The organism is Bradyrhizobium sp. Kon37, assembly GCF_055807535.1.
This window is the reverse complement of record NZ_JBVVOY010000006.1, coordinates 92071-109466: the sequence shown is the minus strand read 5'-3', so window position 1 is coordinate 109466 and position 17396 is coordinate 92071. Positions and strand designations below refer to the sequence as shown.

At 63.5% G+C, this 17396-nt stretch carries 20 protein-coding genes; 7 read left to right on the top strand and 13 right to left on the bottom strand.

Annotated elements, in window-relative coordinates; all coding sequences use genetic code 11:
- Positions 1-8: 8 nt before the first annotated feature.
- On the bottom strand, positions 9-188 hold the full coding sequence (locus AC0L3J_RS15430) for a YdcH family protein (protein ID WP_007596254.1): 180 nt from the start codon (positions 186-188) through the stop codon (positions 9-11).
- A gap of 327 nt (positions 189-515) precedes the next feature.
- Between AC0L3J_RS15430 and AC0L3J_RS15425 the strand changes: the two genes are divergently transcribed.
- The 3 genes from AC0L3J_RS15425 (at position 516) to AC0L3J_RS15415 (ending at position 1321) form a co-directional block, all read left to right on the top strand.
- Positions 516-722, top strand: coding sequence for a YdcH family protein (locus AC0L3J_RS15425; RefSeq protein ID WP_027519980.1), 207 nt, complete (start codon positions 516-518; stop codon positions 720-722).
- A 118-nt stretch (positions 723-840) separates the two neighbouring features.
- Positions 841-1047, top strand: coding sequence for a hypothetical protein (locus AC0L3J_RS15420; protein ID WP_473347553.1), 207 nt, complete (start codon positions 841-843; stop codon positions 1045-1047).
- Between the two features lie 22 nt (positions 1048-1069).
- On the top strand, positions 1070-1321 hold the full coding sequence (locus AC0L3J_RS15415) for a hypothetical protein (protein WP_473347552.1): 252 nt from the start codon (positions 1070-1072) through the stop codon (positions 1319-1321).
- On the opposite strand, the gene AC0L3J_RS15410 is transcribed toward AC0L3J_RS15415, so the two are convergent.
- Entirely contained in the window at positions 1322-2086 is a 765-nt protein-coding gene (locus AC0L3J_RS15410) for a GGDEF domain-containing protein (protein ID WP_473347551.1), read from the bottom strand. It lies immediately after the preceding gene.
- 141 nt (positions 2087-2227) lie between these two features.
- Between AC0L3J_RS15410 and purE the strand changes: the two genes are divergently transcribed.
- Both purE and AC0L3J_RS15400 read left to right on the top strand, forming a co-directional pair.
- Positions 2228-2716, top strand: coding sequence for a 5-(carboxyamino)imidazole ribonucleotide mutase (purE, locus tag AC0L3J_RS15405; protein WP_473347550.1), 489 nt, complete (start codon positions 2228-2230; stop codon positions 2714-2716).
- Complete coding sequence (locus tag AC0L3J_RS15400) at positions 2713-3819, top strand: 5-(carboxyamino)imidazole ribonucleotide synthase (protein WP_473347549.1); 1107 nt, start codon at positions 2713-2715, stop codon at positions 3817-3819. Before purE ends, AC0L3J_RS15400 begins: the two co-directional genes overlap by 4 nt.
- Positions 3820-3855: 36 nt before the next feature.
- On the opposite strand, the gene aqpZ is transcribed toward AC0L3J_RS15400, so the two are convergent.
- Entirely contained in the window at positions 3856-4578 is a 723-nt protein-coding gene (gene aqpZ, locus AC0L3J_RS15395; protein ID WP_247401078.1) for an aquaporin Z, read from the bottom strand.
- Between the two features lie 261 nt (positions 4579-4839).
- On the opposite strand from aqpZ, the gene rpsU reads away from it, so the two are divergent.
- Complete coding sequence (rpsU, locus tag AC0L3J_RS15390) at positions 4840-5154, top strand: 30S ribosomal protein S21 (RefSeq protein ID WP_007614218.1); 315 nt, start codon at positions 4840-4842, stop codon at positions 5152-5154.
- 125 nt (positions 5155-5279) lie between these two features.
- Entirely contained in the window at positions 5280-5930 is a 651-nt protein-coding gene (locus tag AC0L3J_RS15385) for a tetratricopeptide repeat protein (RefSeq protein ID WP_473347548.1), read from the top strand.
- Positions 5931-5957: 27 nt separating this feature from the next.
- On the opposite strand, the gene AC0L3J_RS15380 is transcribed toward AC0L3J_RS15385, so the two are convergent.
- The 10 genes from AC0L3J_RS15380 to AC0L3J_RS15335 form a co-directional block, all read right to left on the bottom strand.
- Positions 5958-6905, bottom strand: a complete 948-nt coding sequence (locus AC0L3J_RS15380; protein WP_473347547.1) for a prolipoprotein diacylglyceryl transferase — start codon at positions 6903-6905, stop codon at positions 5958-5960.
- A gap of 92 nt (positions 6906-6997) precedes the next feature.
- Positions 6998-7282, bottom strand: a complete 285-nt coding sequence (locus AC0L3J_RS15375; RefSeq protein WP_275169581.1) for a cupin domain-containing protein — start codon at positions 7280-7282, stop codon at positions 6998-7000.
- Between the two features lie 35 nt (positions 7283-7317).
- The gene (locus AC0L3J_RS15370) at positions 7318-8415 is read right to left on the bottom strand and encodes a calcium:cation antiporter (protein WP_473347546.1); all 1098 of its coding nucleotides are present in this window, start codon (positions 8413-8415) and stop codon (positions 7318-7320) included.
- Between the two features lie 70 nt (positions 8416-8485).
- Positions 8486-9967 (bottom strand): sodium:proton antiporter, encoded by a 1482-nt coding sequence (locus AC0L3J_RS15365; protein ID WP_473347545.1) that lies wholly within the window; start codon positions 9965-9967, stop codon positions 8486-8488.
- Complete coding sequence (locus tag AC0L3J_RS15360; protein WP_473347544.1) at positions 9921-10718, bottom strand: alpha/beta hydrolase; 798 nt, start codon at positions 10716-10718, stop codon at positions 9921-9923. Before AC0L3J_RS15360 ends, AC0L3J_RS15365 begins: the two co-directional genes overlap by 47 nt.
- Positions 10719-10861: 143 nt before the next feature.
- Complete coding sequence (locus AC0L3J_RS15355) at positions 10862-12259, bottom strand: NAD(P)(+) transhydrogenase (Re/Si-specific) subunit beta (RefSeq protein ID WP_456768037.1); 1398 nt, start codon at positions 12257-12259, stop codon at positions 10862-10864.
- Between the two features lie 42 nt (positions 12260-12301).
- The gene (locus AC0L3J_RS15350; protein WP_007596278.1) at positions 12302-12619 is read right to left on the bottom strand and encodes a proton-translocating transhydrogenase family protein; all 318 of its coding nucleotides are present in this window, start codon (positions 12617-12619) and stop codon (positions 12302-12304) included.
- A gap of 11 nt (positions 12620-12630) precedes the next feature.
- A complete protein-coding gene (locus AC0L3J_RS15345) occupies positions 12631-13758 on the bottom strand; it encodes a Re/Si-specific NAD(P)(+) transhydrogenase subunit alpha (protein ID WP_473347543.1) in 1128 nt (375 codons plus the stop codon).
- A gap of 137 nt (positions 13759-13895) precedes the next feature.
- Complete coding sequence (locus AC0L3J_RS15340; RefSeq protein WP_473347542.1) at positions 13896-14048, bottom strand: aa3-type cytochrome c oxidase subunit IV; 153 nt, start codon at positions 14046-14048, stop codon at positions 13896-13898.
- Between the two features lie 142 nt (positions 14049-14190).
- Positions 14191-17217, bottom strand: coding sequence for a patatin-like phospholipase family protein (locus tag AC0L3J_RS15335; RefSeq protein ID WP_473347541.1), 3027 nt, complete (start codon positions 17215-17217; stop codon positions 14191-14193).
- Positions 17218-17396 lie beyond the last annotated feature (179 nt).

Sequence of the window (17396 nt, the reverse complement as noted above, 5' to 3'; positions counted from 1 at the left end):
GGGGGTTACTAGTGGAGCGTGTCGCCGTGCCTTAGACGCTCGATCTGGTCCTTGACCATCAACTTCCGGCGCTTCAACTCAACAATTTGCAGGTCGTCTGTTGAAAGGTGCACGAGAGCTTCGTGCAATTCGTTTTCGAGAGTTTTATGCTTCCGTTCCAATTCAACCAGATGTGCCTGAATTGTCATTCGAAACCTCCTCGGTAGGGGTGAACCTTGGATTCGACCGGACGACGAAGTGTACATCACCGATTCGTTCTGTCGATGGGTATCCGTCGTCGCACTGTCATTTTTGAAAATTCATATGTAACGAAGCGTGAGTAAGGGAACCACGCGGGAAAAATCCGTGATATCAATGCGCTTGCGCAACGTCGGAGCGACCGCAGAAATATCCCGCGGGAGATCGACGCGGGACAGCCCGAGATCGCTTGCGATCACGGCGCGCAAGGACGATAGTTTCCACAGGGCATCCACAGCCTTAATCTCACGCCTATCGGTTTTTCGGCCACCGCAGACATGACCAATGAAGATGCGCGCGAACTCGAATCCGAGCTCGCCCGGTTGCACCAGGAACACCGAGATCTTGATGCGGCGATCGATGCACTGCATCAATCGCCCGCCCCCGACCTGTTGCGGTTACAGCGGTTGAAGAAACGCAAGCTGTTGTTGCGTGACCGTATCGCGTTCATCGAAGACCAGATCACGCCCGATATCATCGCCTGATCCACAGGAGGACAGCTCACGGCGACCCGCCGCATGTGAATCCGCTTGACTCGAAAGGAACAAAATAAGAACATTTGGGCACCAACGCCCCCGGGAAAACCGTCCAAGGAAAACGCAGATGTCGGCAACCGCCCTTCTCGACAACGGCCATTATGAACAAGCCTGTGATCAGGCGATCGCGATGTGCGACGGCAATCTGCGCAGCACCATCAAGGCGCTGATCATGGCCAATGAATATCTGGAGGCCGAGCTGGAGGAATTGCAGGCGGCGGTTTCCGCAGGTTGCATTCCGGAGACCTCGCGCAGCAAGAGCAGCGCCGCCTGACTGTCAGCTATCGGAGCCGACCATGTCCGATGTCACCTATTACGTTGCATTACCTTTCCTGACCGACGAGGACGGCTCGCCGGTCGCAGGTGCGGCCGAGGAATGCCAGAGCGCGGCGGCCGCGTTACGGCGCGCCGAGATCATGTCGCACAGTGCCGGCCACACCGGCGCCGTCGCGTTCAGCCGCAGCGGCGATCCCATGACCGGCGAATTCGGCGACGCCAAACTGCTCCGCAGCTTCGGCAACGTACCGAAAGACCTCGGCACACTTTAACTAGCTGCTGACGAGCCTGATGCGCGGCTCGTGCCGCCGGTGCGCCTTGCGCACATACATGGCGGCATCGGCCTCCTCCAGGGCCCGCGTGGCGTCGGACTGCACTCCAAGCAGGGCGACGCCGGCGGAAGCGCCAGCGCTCACGTGCTGGCCGCGAAAGACAAAGGACAATTCGTCGACGGCCTGCTCGAAAGCCGCGGCCTTCGCCTTCGCGTCGGTCTCGCTGAGATTCCAGAGCAGCAGCGCGAACTCGTCGCCGCCGAGCCGGCCCACCACGTCCGAGGCGCGGATCTGCCGCGTCAGCGTGGTGGCAATCGCCCTCAGCACCTCGTCGCCGGCCGCATGGCCGAAGGAATCGTTGATCGGCTTCAGCCGATCGACGTCGAGCACGATCAGCGCGCCGCTGGCGCGGTAGCGCTTCATGTAGGCGACGGCGCGAGCGAGCTCGCGTTCGAAGCCGCGCCGGTTCGGAATTTCCAACAGGAAGTCAGTGTCGGCGGCTGCCTCGAGCTCCGCGACCCGCCGCAGCGCCCCCTTGAGCTTGCTCCGGAGGTCGCGGATGGTCGCGTTGACGGCCGGCTTCATAGCCCCTTTGGCGCCGCCAGCGGCCGACGCCCCGCGCCGCGCCGGAAGCTTGGCCCGACTCTTGGTCGGACTCTTGGCCCGACCCTTGGCCAGACGCTTGGGAGCAACTTTGGAGCGACCGGCGCTGGTTTTCGGGCCCTTTTTGGCCTTCGCAGCGCTCGCCCTTTTTGGTTTCTTCATGGGCATCCTGCTCAATGAAGGCTTGCGGGGATTCACCAAGACAGGATAGTGCATTCCCTTCTCCTTGCCACCGCCTTGCGAGCAACCGGCCGGAACCGCTAATCTGGCCTATCTTCCTGTTTTTCGAGCACAATTGACGTCATGACCGCGCCAATCGCCATCATCATGGGAAGCCAGTCGGACTGGGACACGATGCGGCATACCGCCGACACGCTCGCAGCGCTCGGCGTTGTCGCCGACACCCGCATCGTTTCGGCACACCGCACCCCCGACCGGCTGTTTGCGTTCGCCAAGGGCGCCAAGGGGGCCGGTTACAAGGTCATCATCGCCGGCGCGGGCGGCGCTGCGCACCTGCCCGGCATGGCGGCAGCGCTGACGGAACTGCCCGTGTTCGGCGTTCCCATCGAATCCAGGACGCTCAAGGGTATCGATTCGCTCTATTCGATCGTCCAGATGCCCGCGGGCATCCCGGTCGGCACCCTCGCCATCGGCAAGGCCGGCGCCATCAATGCGGCGCTGCTGGCGGCCGCCGTGCTGGCCTTGTCCGACGCGGCCTTGTCCGACCGCCTCGCCGCCTGGCGCAAGGCGCAGACCGAGGCCGTGGCCGAATGCCCGGAGGACAAGGCGTGACTGACGCAAAGCAGGTGAAGCTGAAGCCCGGCGACACCATTGGTATCCTCGGCGGCGGACAATTAGGGCGGATGCTGGCTATGGCGGCGGCACGGCTCGGCCTGCGCTGCCAGGTGTTCTCGCCCGATCCGGATTCACCGGCCTTCGACGTCGTCCTGAATGCGACCTGCGCCGAATATGCCGATGTCGAAGCACTCGAGCTGTTCGCCAACGACGTCGATGTCATCACCTACGAATTCGAGAACGTGCCGTCCGCGGCCGCGATGGTGCTGGATGCGCGCCGTCCCGTGCTGCCCAACCGCAAGATCCTCGAGACCACCCAGGACCGGCTCGCCGAGAAGGATTTCGTGACGCGGCTGGGCATCGGCACCGCAGCCTATGCCGACGTCACCTCGGTCCCGTCATTGCGCGAGGCTATCGCCAGGATCGGCCTTCCGGCGGTGCTGAAGACCCGCCGCTTCGGCTATGACGGCAAGGGCCAGGCCATCATCCGCGAGGGCGACGACGTCGCGAAAGTGTGGACCAGTCTCGCCACCAAATCGGCCATCCTGGAAGCCTTCGTGCCGTACGAACGTGAGATTTCCGTGATCGCCGCCCGCTCCGCGACAGGCCAGGTCGAGTGTTTCGACGTCACCGAAAACGAGCACCGCGACCACATCCTGAAGATCTCCCGAGCGCCCGCCCGGATCCCGGATGTGCTCGCCGAGGAAGCGCGCAGCATTGCCGGCAAGATCGCCGGCGCGCTCGATTATGTTGGCGTGCTTGCCGTCGAGATGTTCGTGCTCGCCAACGGCACCGGACCCAAGGTGCTGGTCAACGAGATCGCTCCGCGCGTGCACAATTCCGGACACTGGACGCTCGACGGCGCATCCGTCTCGCAGTTCGAGCAGCACATCCGCGCCATTGCCGGCTGGCCCCTCGGCAAGCCCGTGCGCCACGGCGAGGTCGTCACCATGACCAATCTGATCGGCGACGAGATCAACGACTATGACAAGTGGCTGAGCGTGCCGGGCGCGACCGTGCACATCTACGGCAAGGGCGCGCCGCGCCCCGGCCGCAAGATGGGGCACGTCACCGAAGTGCGACCCACGACCGGCGATTGACGGGACCGCGGCGCATGCCGCGATCCCGCTTTGCGATTACGCCGTCTTTGCGCCAGCGACGACGCCGGTGGGTTCGTCGCTGAGCCAGCGATAGATCACCCCGCCCAGCGCGCCGCCGATCAGCGGCGCGACCCAGAACAGCCAGAGCTGCGACAACGCCCAGCCGCCGACGAACAATGCAGGCCCCGTGCTGCGCGCCGGGTTCACCGAGGTGTTGGTGACGGGGATGCTGACGAGATGGATCATCACGAGCGCGAGTCCGATCGCCAGCGGCGCAAAACCCGCGGGCGCACGGCCGTGGGTGGCGCCCATGATGATGAACAGGAACATCATGGTCATCACCACCTCCGTAAGGAAGCACACGATCATGCTGTACTGGCCGGGAGAATGGGCGTCGTAGCCGTTGGACGCGAATCCTTTGCTGACGTCGAAGCCGGGAGCTCCGCTTGCGATGACGTAGAGAAGCCACGCGGCCACGATCGCGCCGGCGACCTGTGCGATCACATAAGGCAGGATCTGTCCGGCCGGAAAACGTCCGCCGGCGGCAAGACCGACGGTAACGGCCGGATTGAGATGGCAGCCTGAGATGTGGCCGATCGCGTAGGCCATGGTGACCACGCTGAGCCCGAACGCGAGGGAGACACCGACCAGGCCGATGCCAACCTGCGGAAAGCCGGCCGCGATCACCGCGCTCCCGCAACCTGCGAATGTGAGCCAAAAGGTGCCGATAGCCTCGGCCGCGTATTTCTTCATATCCATGTGTGTGGTCCCCTGCTTTCAAAGATTCCGGACCAAAGCTCCGGAAACGGCCCCACCCTTGGCGTCAAATCTCCCAAATCAGGGCCGCACAGAGGTATTTCGCCTCATTTAATGGCTGAACTTGGCCCGAAACCCCGCTTGGCCGGTGGACATCCCAAGTTTTGTCTGATACATCCGCGCCCTCAAGGTTAAGGGCTTGTGCGTTTCGCCATCCCTTTGACTTACCAGAATTCAAATCCGATCCACTGAAGAGGATGCCGCGTGCAGGTTCTCGTTCGCGATAACAATGTCGATCAAGCCCTCAAGGCGCTGAAGAAGAAGATGCAGCGCGAGGGTATTTTCCGCGAGATGAAGCTCCGCGGTCACTACGAAAAGCCCTCCGAGAAGAAGGCCCGCGAAAAGGCCGAAGCCGTGCGTCGCGCACGCAAGCTGGCCCGCAAGAAGCTGCAGCGCGAAGGCCTGCTGCCGATGAAGCCGAAGCCGGTGTTCGGCGCCGGCCCCGGCGGTGATCGTGGCGGTCGCGGTGGCCCCGGTGCTGGTGCAGGTGCAAGTGCTGGTCCGCGCGGACCGCGCTGATTTACCGAATTTGAGAGACTTCAGTTTTCGATAACGCGGGCCCCTGGCCCGCGTTATTGTTTTGTGAACGGTGCCTTCCTGGGATGGGGCACTACCGATGCGGCACCAGCGCGAGCGAACCGTAGATGGCCTCCCCTTTCCCCAAGCGCGGCTTGGCGCGGTTATGCCAGATCTTGCTGCAGCCGTTTGCGCTGGCCTTGATGGGGATTTCGCTGTGCGGCTGCTCCTTCGACCTGGGATCGCTGACGCCAGAGAAGGAGAAGCCGCAGGAGGCACCCAAGGCAGCCACGACCGCCGAGAACGTGGTCAGCGCCGGCAATGTCAGCGAAGCCCAGGCCCATACGGCAAAGGCCCAGGCCCTGGCAAAGTCCGGCGAGACGGCGGCCGCGCTCGATGAATTCAATCACGCGGTCGGACTCGATCCCTACAATGCGCAGGCGCTCTATGGCCGCGCCCTGATCTACCAGGGCAAGAACCAGCACGATTTCGCGATCGCCGATTTCAGCGCCGCGAGCGGCCTAAACCCGCAGAAGGTCGAGCCGCTGCTCGGCCGCGCCATCAGCTATCTCGCCCTCGGCAAGGTCAAGGAAGCCGCGGCGGACCTGGATGAGGCTTCCGAGGCCGACCCCCACAATGCCCAGGTCTGGACCATACGCGGGCAAGCCTATGAACGGCTGGGCGACAGGACCAAGGCGGCGGCGTCCTACGCCAAGGCGGTCTCGCTTCGTCCACGCGACGACGTCGCCCGCAGCGGCCTCGCCCGCGTCGGCGGCTGACGATTCTGGCGCAGCGCAGGCGCCGTCTTAATCCGGGGTGACGCTCTTCGGCAGAACGGAATGGAACATGGACTTGACGCCCGACAGCATGTCGTCGGCGACATTGGTCTTCGGCCGCGGCATGGACGCGCCGGCATCGGCGCGCAGATCGAGAGGGGGCGCGATCATCGGGACCGGAATATCAGCCGGGGGCGTCAGCCGATTCGGGTTCTCGTTGCCGACCGAGGCGGTATAGGGCGGGCTCGCCTGCGACGAGCCGCCATTGCCATAAGCCTCGGCTGCGGGTGTCGAGACCGTGATCGGCGGCGGCAACGGACGCACCGATGACGTATCCACGGGAATGATACGCGGGGCCTCCGGGGTGCGGGCGACTTCACGCACCGCAGGCTCCTGAGTCTTCTCGGGCGACTTGGTCTCGGAAGACTTGGTCTCGGAAGACTTGTTGTCGGAAGCTTTGGCCTCAGCCGCTTTGCTCTCAGGCGACTTGCGTAGGCGCTCGATCGCGGCGCGCACGAGATCGTTGGCGTCGGGGGTTGCGGCCGGCGCGGCAGCAGCCGGCGCCGAATTGGCCTCCACCACCGGGGTGGCGGGAGCGGGTGCACTGACGGCCGGGGTGGACTTGGCGACTGCCTTCTCGCGCGCGGACGGCTTGCCACGCGGCGAGGCCTCGGCCGGTGCCACGTCCGCCGTCGAGGTCTTCGGCTCCGCAGCGGGCTGATCGGCAGCCTTCTCGGTCGCCGGCTTGTCTGTCACCTTCTTCTCGGAAATGCCCTTGGCCTTGACGCCGGGCGCGGGGAGGTTGGCCACATCAGCGGGCTTGCCGTTCTTGCCAGCCTCGGCCGGCGCCGTCACGGCCGCGGGTGCATCCGCCGCCGGCTTGGCGTTGATGTAATGATTAACGATGTACGCCCCGATGATCGTTGCGAGCACCGAGGGGAAGATGTCCATCGAGATTTTAGCGATGTATTTCAGCATTCCGGCCACTCCCCGCGCGATCTGATGCGGGAACTTTGAGGCATAGTGAGGGATCAACTGCGACAGATCAATGGCAAAGGGGTACGCCGGAATTACGGCTTCAGCTCGACCTCAAGGAACACGATCTCGGTTGCGGTTTCGTTAAGCACGTCGTGCTGGACGCCGGCCTTGCGAAAATAGGATTTCCCAGCCGCAAGCTGTGCTTTGGACCGCTCGCCACTGGGTGCCACGATGGTCATTTCCCCTGCGACCACGGGAACAATGACGTAGTCCATGCCGTGCGTGTGATGCCCGGTGGCGCTGTTTGGCGCGAGCCGCCACTCGGTCACCCGAACCTGCTCATTGTCGACCTGAACCTCGGACTTGGCGGCAAGCATCGGAACTCTCCTGGGGGCATATCCGGAAAACCGGTTCAGGGCACGAAAACCATGAACACGTAGACGGCAAATACCACCATATGGACCAGCCCGAACAGGACATTGGTCCTGCCTGTACCGAAGGTCAGCATGCTCAAAAAGAAGGTCAGGAGCAAAAGCACGATGCCCTGCTCGCTCAGGCCGAGCGTGAGCTCCTTGTCGAGTGCATAGGTGGCGACACCGACGGCCGGGATGGTCAGCCCGATGGTAGCCAGCGAGGAGCCCAAAGCGAGGTTGATACTCTTCTGGAGGTCGTTCTTGCGGGCCGCCGAGACGGCCGCGACGCCTTCCGGCAGCAGGATCAGGAGCGCCACCAGAAGTCCGGCAAAGGCAGGCGGCGCACCAATTTTGGCCCCGACGGCGTCGACGACCAGCGAGAATTTCTTGGATAGCAGCACGACCGCCAGCAACGCGATCAGCAGCAGCACGATGCTGAGCACCATAGTCCGGCCCGACAGATGCGCCTCGCCGCTGCCGCCGCCCGCCCGTTCGTGAACGAAGTAATCCTTGTGCAGTACGGTCTGGGTGTAGAGAAACACCCCGTACAGCGCGAGCGTGACAACGTCGACGAAGCCGAGTTGAACCGCCGAATAGACCGGGCCCGGCGTGGTCGTGGTGTAGTTCGGCATGATCAGGGTGATGGTCGCGAGCGCGAACAGCACGCTGAGATAAACGTTGGCGCCGGAGAGCTGAAAGCCCTGCTCGCGATAGCGCAGGCCGCCGATGAAGATGCAGAGCCCGACGAGGCCATTGCAGACGATCATGACCACGGCGAACACGGTGTCGCGCGCCAGTTCCGGGGCCGGCTTGTCGCCCAGCATGATCGTGGTGATCAGCGCCACCTCGATGATGGTCACCGCGAGCGTCAGCACCAGCGTGCCGTAGGGTTCGCCGACCCGCTCGGCGATCACTTCGGCATGATGGACCGCGGCAAACACCGTGCCGAACAGGATGACGAGGAGCACGAGGGCGAAGACGAGCCCGCCGAACGACAGCGTAAACACGTAGCCCGTCGCGCTGACGGCCGCGAACAGCAGCACCGCCAGCGCCGGAAAGATCCAGGCCGACCGAGGCATCGGATTGTGCGCGCTCATCCACCGGCTCCAATTGCTTCGCGCAAATTCATCGCATCTTGGGCGAGCAGTAGCAAATCGGGCGGCAGATTCAATGCCAGCGCAGGATCGGAGCGAACGGCAGCAGCGTCAGCAGCACGAATAGCGGGATCAGCACCGCGCTGGCGCGCACGAAATAACCGAAGAAGCTCGGCATCTCGATGCCGTTCTCGCGAGCGATGCTGCTCACCATGAAATTCGGCGCGTTACCGATATAGGTGAGCGCGCCCATGTAGACTGCGCCCATGGAGATGGAGGCGAGCGTACCCGAGAGCTCGTGCATCATCACCTGCGGGTCCCCACCGGCCAACTCGAAGAACAACAGGTAGGTCGGCGCATTGTCGAGGAACGCCGACATCAGGCCGGTAAACCAGAAATAGGCAACCTCGCGCGGCGTGCCGTCCGGCGTCGTCACGGCCGACAGCAGCCAGGCGAACGCGCCGTGATGGCCGGCATTGAGCATGGCGATGACCGGGATGATCGCGATAAAAATGCCGGCGAACAGCTTTGCGACCTCGCGGATCGGCTCCCAGGTGAAGCCGTTGGCCTGCCTGTGCTCGTCCGGCGTCAACCACACCGACAGGCCCGCTATGGCCAGCAGCGCCGCGTTGCGGGCGATGTCTTCCAGCTCCAGCGTGGTCCCGAGAATGTCGAAGGCGATGCCGGGCTTCCACATCGCCGAGGCCAGCAGGCTCGCGACGATGGCAGCGATCAGCACCAGGTTGACGAGGCCGCGGATGCGGACCGGCTTCGCGGCGCCGGCAGCGCCGGGCAAGGGTTCGCTACGGAAGCGCCAGACGTCGATGACGACGAAGATCGCGAGCAGCAGTCCGGCAACGATCGCCGTCTGCAGCCAGATGGTCCGCGTGGTCCAGAAGAAGCCGACGCCATGCAGGAAGCCGACGAACAGCGGGGGATCGCCGAGCGGGCTCAGCGCGCCGCCGACATTGGCGACCAGGATGATGAAGAAGATGACGACATGGGCGTTGTAGCGCCGCGGCCGGTTGGCGCGGATCAGAGGGCGGATCAGGATCATGGCCGCCCCCGTGGTGCCGACGACGCTCGCCATCACCGTACCGAGCGCGAGGATGCCGGCGTTGGCCGCCGGCGTCGCCTTGATGTCGCCCGTCACGAGAATGCCCCCGGCCACGACATAGAGCGAGAACAGCAGCACGATGAAGCCGAGATACTCGGCGAGCATGGCGTGAACGAGCGCCGCCAGCGTCGCCATGCTCCCGGCAAGGATGACCAGCGAGGCGAGTGCCAGCAGCGACCAGGCTGCGGCGATCTTGCCGTAATGATGGTGCCAGAATCGTGCAAACAGCAGCGGGCCGAGCGCGATCGACAGCAGGAGGCCAGCAAACGGCAGCGCATAGGGCCAGCCCATCGCCGCGCCGTCGAGCCCGGTCGCAGCCCATGCGTGCTGTGGCAACAACATCACGAGGATCGCGGCAATGAACCCGCTCGCGCGCCGAACGACAAGTCGTCTAGAAAGCAATGAAGCGCCTCGCCGTTTCAATCGCACCGAATGCATCGAGATTATCGTGTCCACCGCCTGGAAAGCGAACGAACTGCTTCGGTTCGTGCGCAAGCGCGAACAGACGCTCTCCGAACACGATCGAAATGGCAAGGTCATCGGTGCCATGCATCACCAATAGCGGCACAGTGACGCGCGGGATACGCTCGTCGGAATGAAATGGATCGCGCATCAGCAGGCGCACCGGAACGTACCAGAACGATGAAGCTGCAATGTCGGCCGTCGATGTATAGGGCGCTTCCAGGATGAGTTTTCCAACACGATGCTCCGAGGCGCTCGCGACAGCGACGCCGGTCCCGAGCGAAAAGCCCCAGGCGGCGATTCGTTCCGCCGCGTAGCGCGCGGTGGTGAAGGCGTAGGCTGCCGCGGCATCGCGCAGCAGGCCGGCCTCACTCGGCGCCCCGCTCGAGCCGGCATAGCCACGATAGGACAGCGCGACGAGGCCGGTGCCGTCCGCCGTCATGGCCTTGAAACGGCTGATGCGACCGGCGAGATAATCGCCATTGCCCGGAAAATACAGGATCACGGGACGACCGGGCTTCGCCGGCACGTGCCAGACGATGACCTTTTCGCCATCGGAGGTGGTCAGGACGTGCTCTTCGGCCTCAGGGAGGCCTGCGGCGTCCGGCGTGGTGCGACCGACGGGCGGGATCGGAAACAGCATCTCGCGCTGCCTGACATACAGCACGACGAGACCGGCGCAATAGACGGTCACGAGCAGGACGGCGATCCACTTGACGATGGTCATGATGACGCGGCCCGGCCCCCGTTCTGGGCTTTGCGCCGGCTCCGCAGCAATTTCATGACCTCGCCCGTGGCGCGCCGGAACGTCACAGCAGCCGCACGCCGCCGCATGGCGGCGCGCTTGGCAATGGCCCGCTTGCCTGCGCGCTACATCGCCTTGACGATGTTCTCGGTGACCTTCTTGGCGTCGCCGAGCAGCATCATGGTGTTGTCGCGATAGAACAGCGGATTGTCGATGCCGGCATAGCCCGAAGCGAGCGAGCGCTTGATGAACATCACTGTGCCGGCCTTCCAGACCTGGAGCACGGGCATGCCGTAGATCGGCGAGGTCTTGTCCTCTTCGGCGGCCGGATTGGTGACGTCGTTGGCGCCGATCACGAAGGCGATGTCGGCCTGCGCGAATTCGGAGTTGATGTCCTCGAGCTCGAACACCTCGTCATAGGGCACGTTGGCTTCGGCCAGCAGCACGTTCATGTGGCCGGGCATGCGGCCCGCGACCGGGTGAATGGCGTATTTCACCTCGACGCCTTCCTTCTTCAGGACGTCGCCCATTTCGCGTAGCGCATGCTGAGCCTGCGCCACCGCCATGCCGTAGCCGGGCACGATGATGACCTTCTGCGCGTTCTTCATGATGAAGGCCGCATCGTCGGCCGAGCCGAGCTTGGCCGGCTTCTGCTCGCCGCCGCCACCGCCGGCCGCCGCGGTCTCGCCGCCGAAGCCGCCGAGGATGACCGAGATGAAGGAGCGGTTCATCGCGTGGCACATGATGTAGGACAGGATCGCGCCGCTTGATCCCACCAGCGCGCCGGTGATGATCAGCGCGGAATTGCCGAGGGTAAAGCCGATGCCGGCCGCGGCCCAGCCCGAGTACGAGTTCAGCATCGAAATCACGACCGGCATGTCGGCGCCGCCGATCGGGATGATCATGAGGACGCCGAGCGCCAGCGCGATGATGACGATCAGCCAGAAGTCAAGCGCGCTGCCCGACATCACCAGCCCGACGATGAAGACGACGAGGGCGACCGCGAGCGCGATGTTGATGATGTGACGGAACGGCAGGATGATCGGCGCGCCGCTCATGCGCGCGGACAGCTTCAGGAACGCGATCACCGAACCGGTGAAGGTCAGCGCGCCGATGGCGACGCCGAGCGACATTTCGACCAGGCTCTGCGGATGAATGTTGCCGGGGCTGCCGATGTCGAAGGCCTCCGGCGCGTAGAACGCGCCGGCGGCGACCAGCACCGCGGCCATGCCGACCAGCGAATGGAAGGCGGCGACCAGTTCCGGCATCGAGGTCATCGGCACGCGGCGCGCGATCACCGCGCCGACGCTGCCGCCGATCGCGATGCCAAGGATCACCAGGATCCAGGCGAGGCCGTCCGCCGGCGGATGGCTGGCCAGCGTGGTGGCGACCGCGATCGCCATGCCGATCATGCCGAAGAAATTGCCCTGCCGCGATGAGGCGGGGCTGGACAGCCCGCGCAGTGACAGGATGAACAGCACACCCGCCACGAGATACAGAACTGCAGCCAGATTGGCGTTCATCTCAGGTCCCCTTTGTCTTTGTCACCCCGAGGTGCACGCCGCTCACTTCACCTTCTTCTTGTACATCGCCAGCATGCGCTGGGTGACAAGGAAGCCGCCGAAGATATTCACGCAGGCAAAAATGAGCGCGATGAAGCCGAAGCCGCGCGCCCAGCCTGAGCCGCTCGAAATCATGCCGACGCCGACCGCGAGCAGCGCGCCGACCACGATCACCGAGGAGATCGCATTGGTCACGCTCATCAGCGGTGTATGCAACGCCGGGGTCACCGACCACACCACGAAATAGCCGACGAAGACGGCGAGAACGAAGATCGACAGCCGGAAGACGAAGGGATCGACGACCTGTGCAATATGCTCCATGACGGCTCTCCTTACGCTTTCGGCTGGAAATTCGGGTGGATGACGGCGCCGTCTCGGGTCAGCGCGGTCGCCTTGACGAGTTCGTCGTCCCAGTTCACGGCCAGCGCCTTGCTGGTCTTGTCGACCATCGTCTCGATGAAGTTGAACAAATTGCGCGCGTAGAGGCTGGAGGCCGACGCCGCGACGCGGCCGGCGACGTTGGTGTAGCCGACGATCTTGATGCCATCGACCTCGGCGACCTCGCCCGCCTTGACGCCTTCGACATTGCCGCCGCGTTCGACGGCGAGATCGACCAGCACCGACCCTGGCTTCATCGACTTGACCATCTCGGCCGTGACGAGCCTCGGCGCAGGCCGGCCCGGAATCAGCGCGGTGGTGATCACGATGTCCTGCTTCTTGATGTGCTCGGCGGTGAGCGCGGCCTGCTTGGCCTGATACTCTTTCGACATTTCCTTGGCGTAGCCGCCGGCGGTCTGCGCGTTCTTGAATTCCTCGTCCTCGACGGCGAGGAATTTCGCGCCGAGCGATTCGACCTGCTCCTTGGTGGCGGGCCGGACGTCGGTCGCGGTGACGACGGCGCCGAGACGGCGCGCGGTCGCGATCGCCTGAAGGCCGGCGACGCCGACACCCATCACGAACACTTTGGCGGCGGGCACCGTGCCGGCCGCGGTCATCATCATCGGGAAGGCGCGTCCGAAGGCCTCGGCGCCCTCGATCACGGCGCGGTAGCCGGCAAGGTTGGCCTGCGAGGACAGCACGTCCATCACCTGCGCGCGCGTGATGCGCGGCATCAATTCCATCGCGAAGGCGGAGACGCCGGCATCGGCGATCGTCTTCAGCGCGGCCTCGTTGCCGTAGGGGTCCATGATAGCGATGACGAGCGCGCCGCGCTTGTACTGCGCCAACTCGGAGGCTTCAGGGCGCTTCACCTTGATGATGATGTCGGCGTCCTTCAGCGCGTCGGCGCTGACGGTGGCGCCCACGGCGGTGAATTCGGAGTCCGGCAGGCCCGACTTGAGGCCGGCGCCCGGCTCGATGGCGATCTCGGCGCCTAACGCCTTGAACTTCTTCACCGTATCCGGCGAAGCGGCGACCCGCGGCTCCGACGGATCGATTTCCTTGGCAACGGCGATCTTCATAGGCCCTCCGGCGACGCGGGAAGAAGCGCGCACGCGAACTTAGCGTTACTCCCGCAACGTTGGATACCGGTTTTCAATCCGGCTTGATTGCAAATTTTATGGGCACCGACGACGCTGGCGGTGCTGCAGGCGGTGGATCAGGTCAGGAAGATCGCCATCAGGATCACGATAAGCGCGACCGAGACCGTGCCGTACTTCACCAGCGTGATGAAGCCCTCGTAGGTCTGCTCGTGGGCAACGTAGTCGTTGCCGTCGGCGGTGCTGTACGCCACTTCGCTATGGTCAGCCATGAATTGTCCCCAGTCGAAAGTCGAATTTCACGGCTGGGATACCGCAAACTTCCGGGTAGGGCAACGGCAGGCAGGCGCGGTTTCCCGGCAAATCGGGTCATTTGGAATTCCAATTGGCGGGAAAGCTCGGCGCGAGAGCCGCTCAGCCTTGATCGATCATGGTGCCCGTGGCGGTCGCGGCCTGTCGCGGCAACGCCGGAAGACCGAGCGCCTCGCGGACCGCATCGACCACCGGATCTCCTCCCTTGGTGAAGTTCGCGGTCCGTCGTCCTGTTCCCGAGCCGACGGACACCGGAAGCTCGCCGTTGAGGAAACCATGGGTCATGTGGAAACCGAGCGCGCGGTAGACCTCGAACTGTTCCTCCGAGAAGAACTGATCGCCCGTCGCTTCATGCGGGAAGGTGTCGTTGCGTCGGGCAAAGTCGCAGATGTAGTCGTTCTCGTCGCCGGTGAGCGAGGATTTGATGTAGATGAGATAGCCGTTCTGCTCGGCGCCGTAATCGATGACGCCGATGGCGACGTGGACGTGATCCTGCGAAGCGTCGTCCGCCTTGTCCTGCGCCGTCAACTCGGTCTTCCGGTCGGCATTGCGCGCCATCAGCGCGCGCGTGCGATCGCGAATAGGTTGCCATGGCAGGTTGATCCGGACGCCGAGATCGATGCGGGCGTAACGCTGCAACGTCATCAGAGAGCTGAAATTCATCGGCGCATCGGCTTCCGCATCGACCGCGATGATCACCTTGCAGCGCCGGCGCAACAATTCGTAGACACCGAGATTCTCGATATGCCCCCCGTCGGTCAGGTAGACCGCGTCCGCATTCTCGTAGAGCCGGCCCGAGATTTCCGACCATAGATACAGTGTCGAGCGATGCTGCGGCCGCTCCCGATCGTCGACATATTGTGGATTCTTCAGCCAATAGCCGAGCCGTACATTCAAGAGCGCGAGCGTCGGCGTCAGCGGCCTGATCGAGTTCGATCCCATATTGGACGAGGCGGCGGCTCCTGAAATGGCCATCGCGGTCGCAAGATCGAGTCCGCTTTCTTTCTGCTCGAGCTTGGCGGTGTCGCAATAGCCGGTCGCCTCGCTGCCGGACCATACCGGCGAGAACAGAAAGAAATCCGCATTGCGGCCGCGCCGGTTGGCATAATCCGAGCCCTGGATGTTGAGCGCAGCATTGATCAGATGGTAGGGCGCCGCCAGCTGATAGGTCCTTGTCCCGTCCTGTGCGGTCTCTCTCGGGCACAAATCGCTCAGCTTGAGGTCGAGTTCGGGGAAATCGCGCCCCTGATCGAGGCTCGGGACGTCCTTGGCCATACGCCGCTTGGGCATGTCGGGGCGGAAAAGAAAGGCCTTGCTCAGCCGGTCGCGATACAGCCTGTGCAACGAATTGGCATTCGGCCGCATGATGAGCGATACGATCAATAAGACGAGCGCGACGGTAAAATACAATCCCCCCATCGGCAGGTTGATGTTGTTGGAAATCCTGTAATAGCCGAGCAGCGTCATCGACCAATGGTCGGGATTGGGATCGCCGAACGGCTTCGCTGCGGCCAGCAGCCAATGCGGGATGTGCGAGGCCACGTCGACCTTCGCCGGAGCCGCAACGATTGCGCCGTCCTTGCTGGCAATCTCGGCCGACAATGTCTTGGCTTCCGAGTTGAACTGAACCTTGCCGGACAGGCTGGCAGGCGCGGCTTCGACCGGCCCGGTCATGGGATCCGCGCTCCAACCGCTGACATCGCACTGCCGGCTATTGGCGCCAACCGCCTTGTCGTTCGCGATGCCCCAGAAGCAAAGATAGAGATAGCCGATCCAGATCAGCAGCGGCAGCGCCAACCCTGCGATCCAGACTGCCGCCTTGGCGACATAGGCAAGGATGCGGGAGGTGAGATCCGACGCACCCGCGCCCTTCAAAAGACCGCCCAGTTGCTGCCGGAACACCGTCACGAGAGCTGCAATCGGCGTGGTGACCGCTGCAAGTGACTTGACCCACCCAACCACAACACCGGCAACCAGTCCCGCCGCCTGATCGGTCCCGCTGCCCTCGGCCACGCCAAACATCTGCGCAATCATGAAGGGCTGGAATTCGAAGAAGGCGATCGCACCAACCAGCACCAGATAAGTCGCACCCATGGTCGGCAGATGGCCACGGAACTCCTGGAGACGATCGTCCGGCAGGAACGAGCGCCGCAGCGCCCACAGCAGGAACAGCAAGAGGCCCAACAGCGTCGCGGAAAGCGTGAGCGCAAAATGCGCGATCGGAAAGTAGTGCGCGGCGTTGCAGATCAGGCCCATGACGAGCGAGATGCCGACGAGATAAGTAAAGAACTCGCGGCGATTGACCGGCCAAATCATGCGATGAATCACGCCGACGATCAGAAAGACAACTGCGAGAAAGGCACCGGCCAGAGAGAATCCGAACGTCTTTATGACCGGATAATTGCCGATGAAGGAAAAGACCTGTCCGTCAAGAACGTTGACGCCGAACAGATTGGGCGCATAGAGGCACGACCTTGCCGGATTCGAGATGATTGTCAGCGCGACGAGCAGAAGAACCACCGGCAGCACGAAGCCAACATTAGCGACAAGCCCGCGGACGACGATGGCAATGCCGGTCAGCAGGTCGCGCGCACCGGCCGGAATCAGATAGTTGGAATAGTTCCTGATATGGCCCACGGCCTGCGTGTCGCTGATTTCGCTTGCACGGTCAGTCGAGCCGGGAAGCGGCTGCTCGCCAAAGACGAACCTGTTCGCCGCGGTCATCGTCGCGCTGAGCGAGCTGCCGATATAGCCGCCGCCAGAGACCGTCGAGAGATAGTCGATGCGCTTGATCAGTTCGTAATGATTGAGGGCCTGCAATACGCCAAGACATATGGCGGACGAACGGATGCCGCCGCCGGACAGCGCGAGCCCGACGACGTCGTTGACGTCGCGCTTTGCCGGGATGACGGGAACGAAAGGTTTCCCGGAATCGGGCGAAGAACCCTCGCGAGGGCCTGCGTCGAGCCCCTTGATGCGGTCGGCTTCCAACGCCGCGCGCCGGCTGTTGATGGCCGCGAATTCGGTCTCGATGATCCGGCTGAACTGGGTGGACCACCCCGTTTCATCGTTTGCCGCCGTCAAGTTCGGCTCAAAGACTTCCGTCTGCCGATCGCTTTCGCTGGCCACGTCCGCCTCCCCAGCGCCTCGCACAATCAATTAAAAATTGCACACGAAGGAATTAGTACGCAGAAGATTAGTCTACGGGCGCAGGCGAACGTTCAACTTCCTCCCGAAGCATTTCGAGGCCACCAGCCTAGCATGCTGCGGCTGCGAGATGGCCGAATGAGCCGCTACAGTTCCGTCGG

What these genes read in the sequence shown, in the direction of transcription:
- AC0L3J_RS15340 (WP_473347542.1), bottom strand. Translation starts at nt 14,048, where the DNA reads ATGGCTGACCATAGCGAAGTGGCGTACAGCACCGCCGACGGCAACGAC.
- AC0L3J_RS15410 (WP_473347551.1), bottom strand. Translation starts at nt 2,086, where the DNA reads ATGAAGAAACCAAAAAGGGCGAGCGCTGCGAAGGCCAAAAAGGGCCCG.
- AC0L3J_RS15350 (WP_007596278.1), bottom strand. Translation starts at nt 12,619, where the DNA reads ATGGAGCATATTGCACAGGTCGTCGATCCCTTCGTCTTCCGGCTGTCG.
- AC0L3J_RS15360 (WP_473347544.1), bottom strand. Translation starts at nt 10,718, where the DNA reads ATGACCATCGTCAAGTGGATCGCCGTCCTGCTCGTGACCGTCTATTGC.
- AC0L3J_RS15430 (WP_007596254.1), bottom strand. Translation starts at nt 188, where the DNA reads ATGACAATTCAGGCACATCTGGTTGAATTGGAACGGAAGCATAAAACT.
- AC0L3J_RS15375 (WP_275169581.1), bottom strand. Translation starts at nt 7,282, where the DNA reads ATGCTTGCCGCCAAGTCCGAGGTTCAGGTCGACAATGAGCAGGTTCGG.
- aqpZ (WP_247401078.1), bottom strand. Translation starts at nt 4,578, where the DNA reads ATGGATATGAAGAAATACGCGGCCGAGGCTATCGGCACCTTTTGGCTC.
- AC0L3J_RS15365 (WP_473347545.1), bottom strand. Translation starts at nt 9,967, where the DNA reads ATGCATTCGGTGCGATTGAAACGGCGAGGCGCTTCATTGCTTTCTAGA.
- AC0L3J_RS15415 (WP_473347552.1), top strand. Translation starts at nt 1,070, where the DNA reads ATGTCCGATGTCACCTATTACGTTGCATTACCTTTCCTGACCGACGAG.
- purE (WP_473347550.1), top strand. Translation starts at nt 2,228, where the DNA reads ATGACCGCGCCAATCGCCATCATCATGGGAAGCCAGTCGGACTGGGAC.
- AC0L3J_RS15370 (WP_473347546.1), bottom strand. Translation starts at nt 8,415, where the DNA reads ATGAGCGCGCACAATCCGATGCCTCGGTCGGCCTGGATCTTTCCGGCG.
- AC0L3J_RS15425 (WP_027519980.1), top strand. Translation starts at nt 516, where the DNA reads ATGACCAATGAAGATGCGCGCGAACTCGAATCCGAGCTCGCCCGGTTG.
- AC0L3J_RS15345 (WP_473347543.1), bottom strand. Translation starts at nt 13,758, where the DNA reads ATGAAGATCGCCGTTGCCAAGGAAATCGATCCGTCGGAGCCGCGGGTC.
- AC0L3J_RS15355 (WP_456768037.1), bottom strand. Translation starts at nt 12,259, where the DNA reads ATGAACGCCAATCTGGCTGCAGTTCTGTATCTCGTGGCGGGTGTGCTG.
- AC0L3J_RS15420 (WP_473347553.1), top strand. Translation starts at nt 841, where the DNA reads ATGTCGGCAACCGCCCTTCTCGACAACGGCCATTATGAACAAGCCTGT.
- AC0L3J_RS15380 (WP_473347547.1), bottom strand. Translation starts at nt 6,905, where the DNA reads ATGCTGAAATACATCGCTAAAATCTCGATGGACATCTTCCCCTCGGTG.
- AC0L3J_RS15385 (WP_473347548.1), top strand. Translation starts at nt 5,280, where the DNA reads ATGGCCTCCCCTTTCCCCAAGCGCGGCTTGGCGCGGTTATGCCAGATC.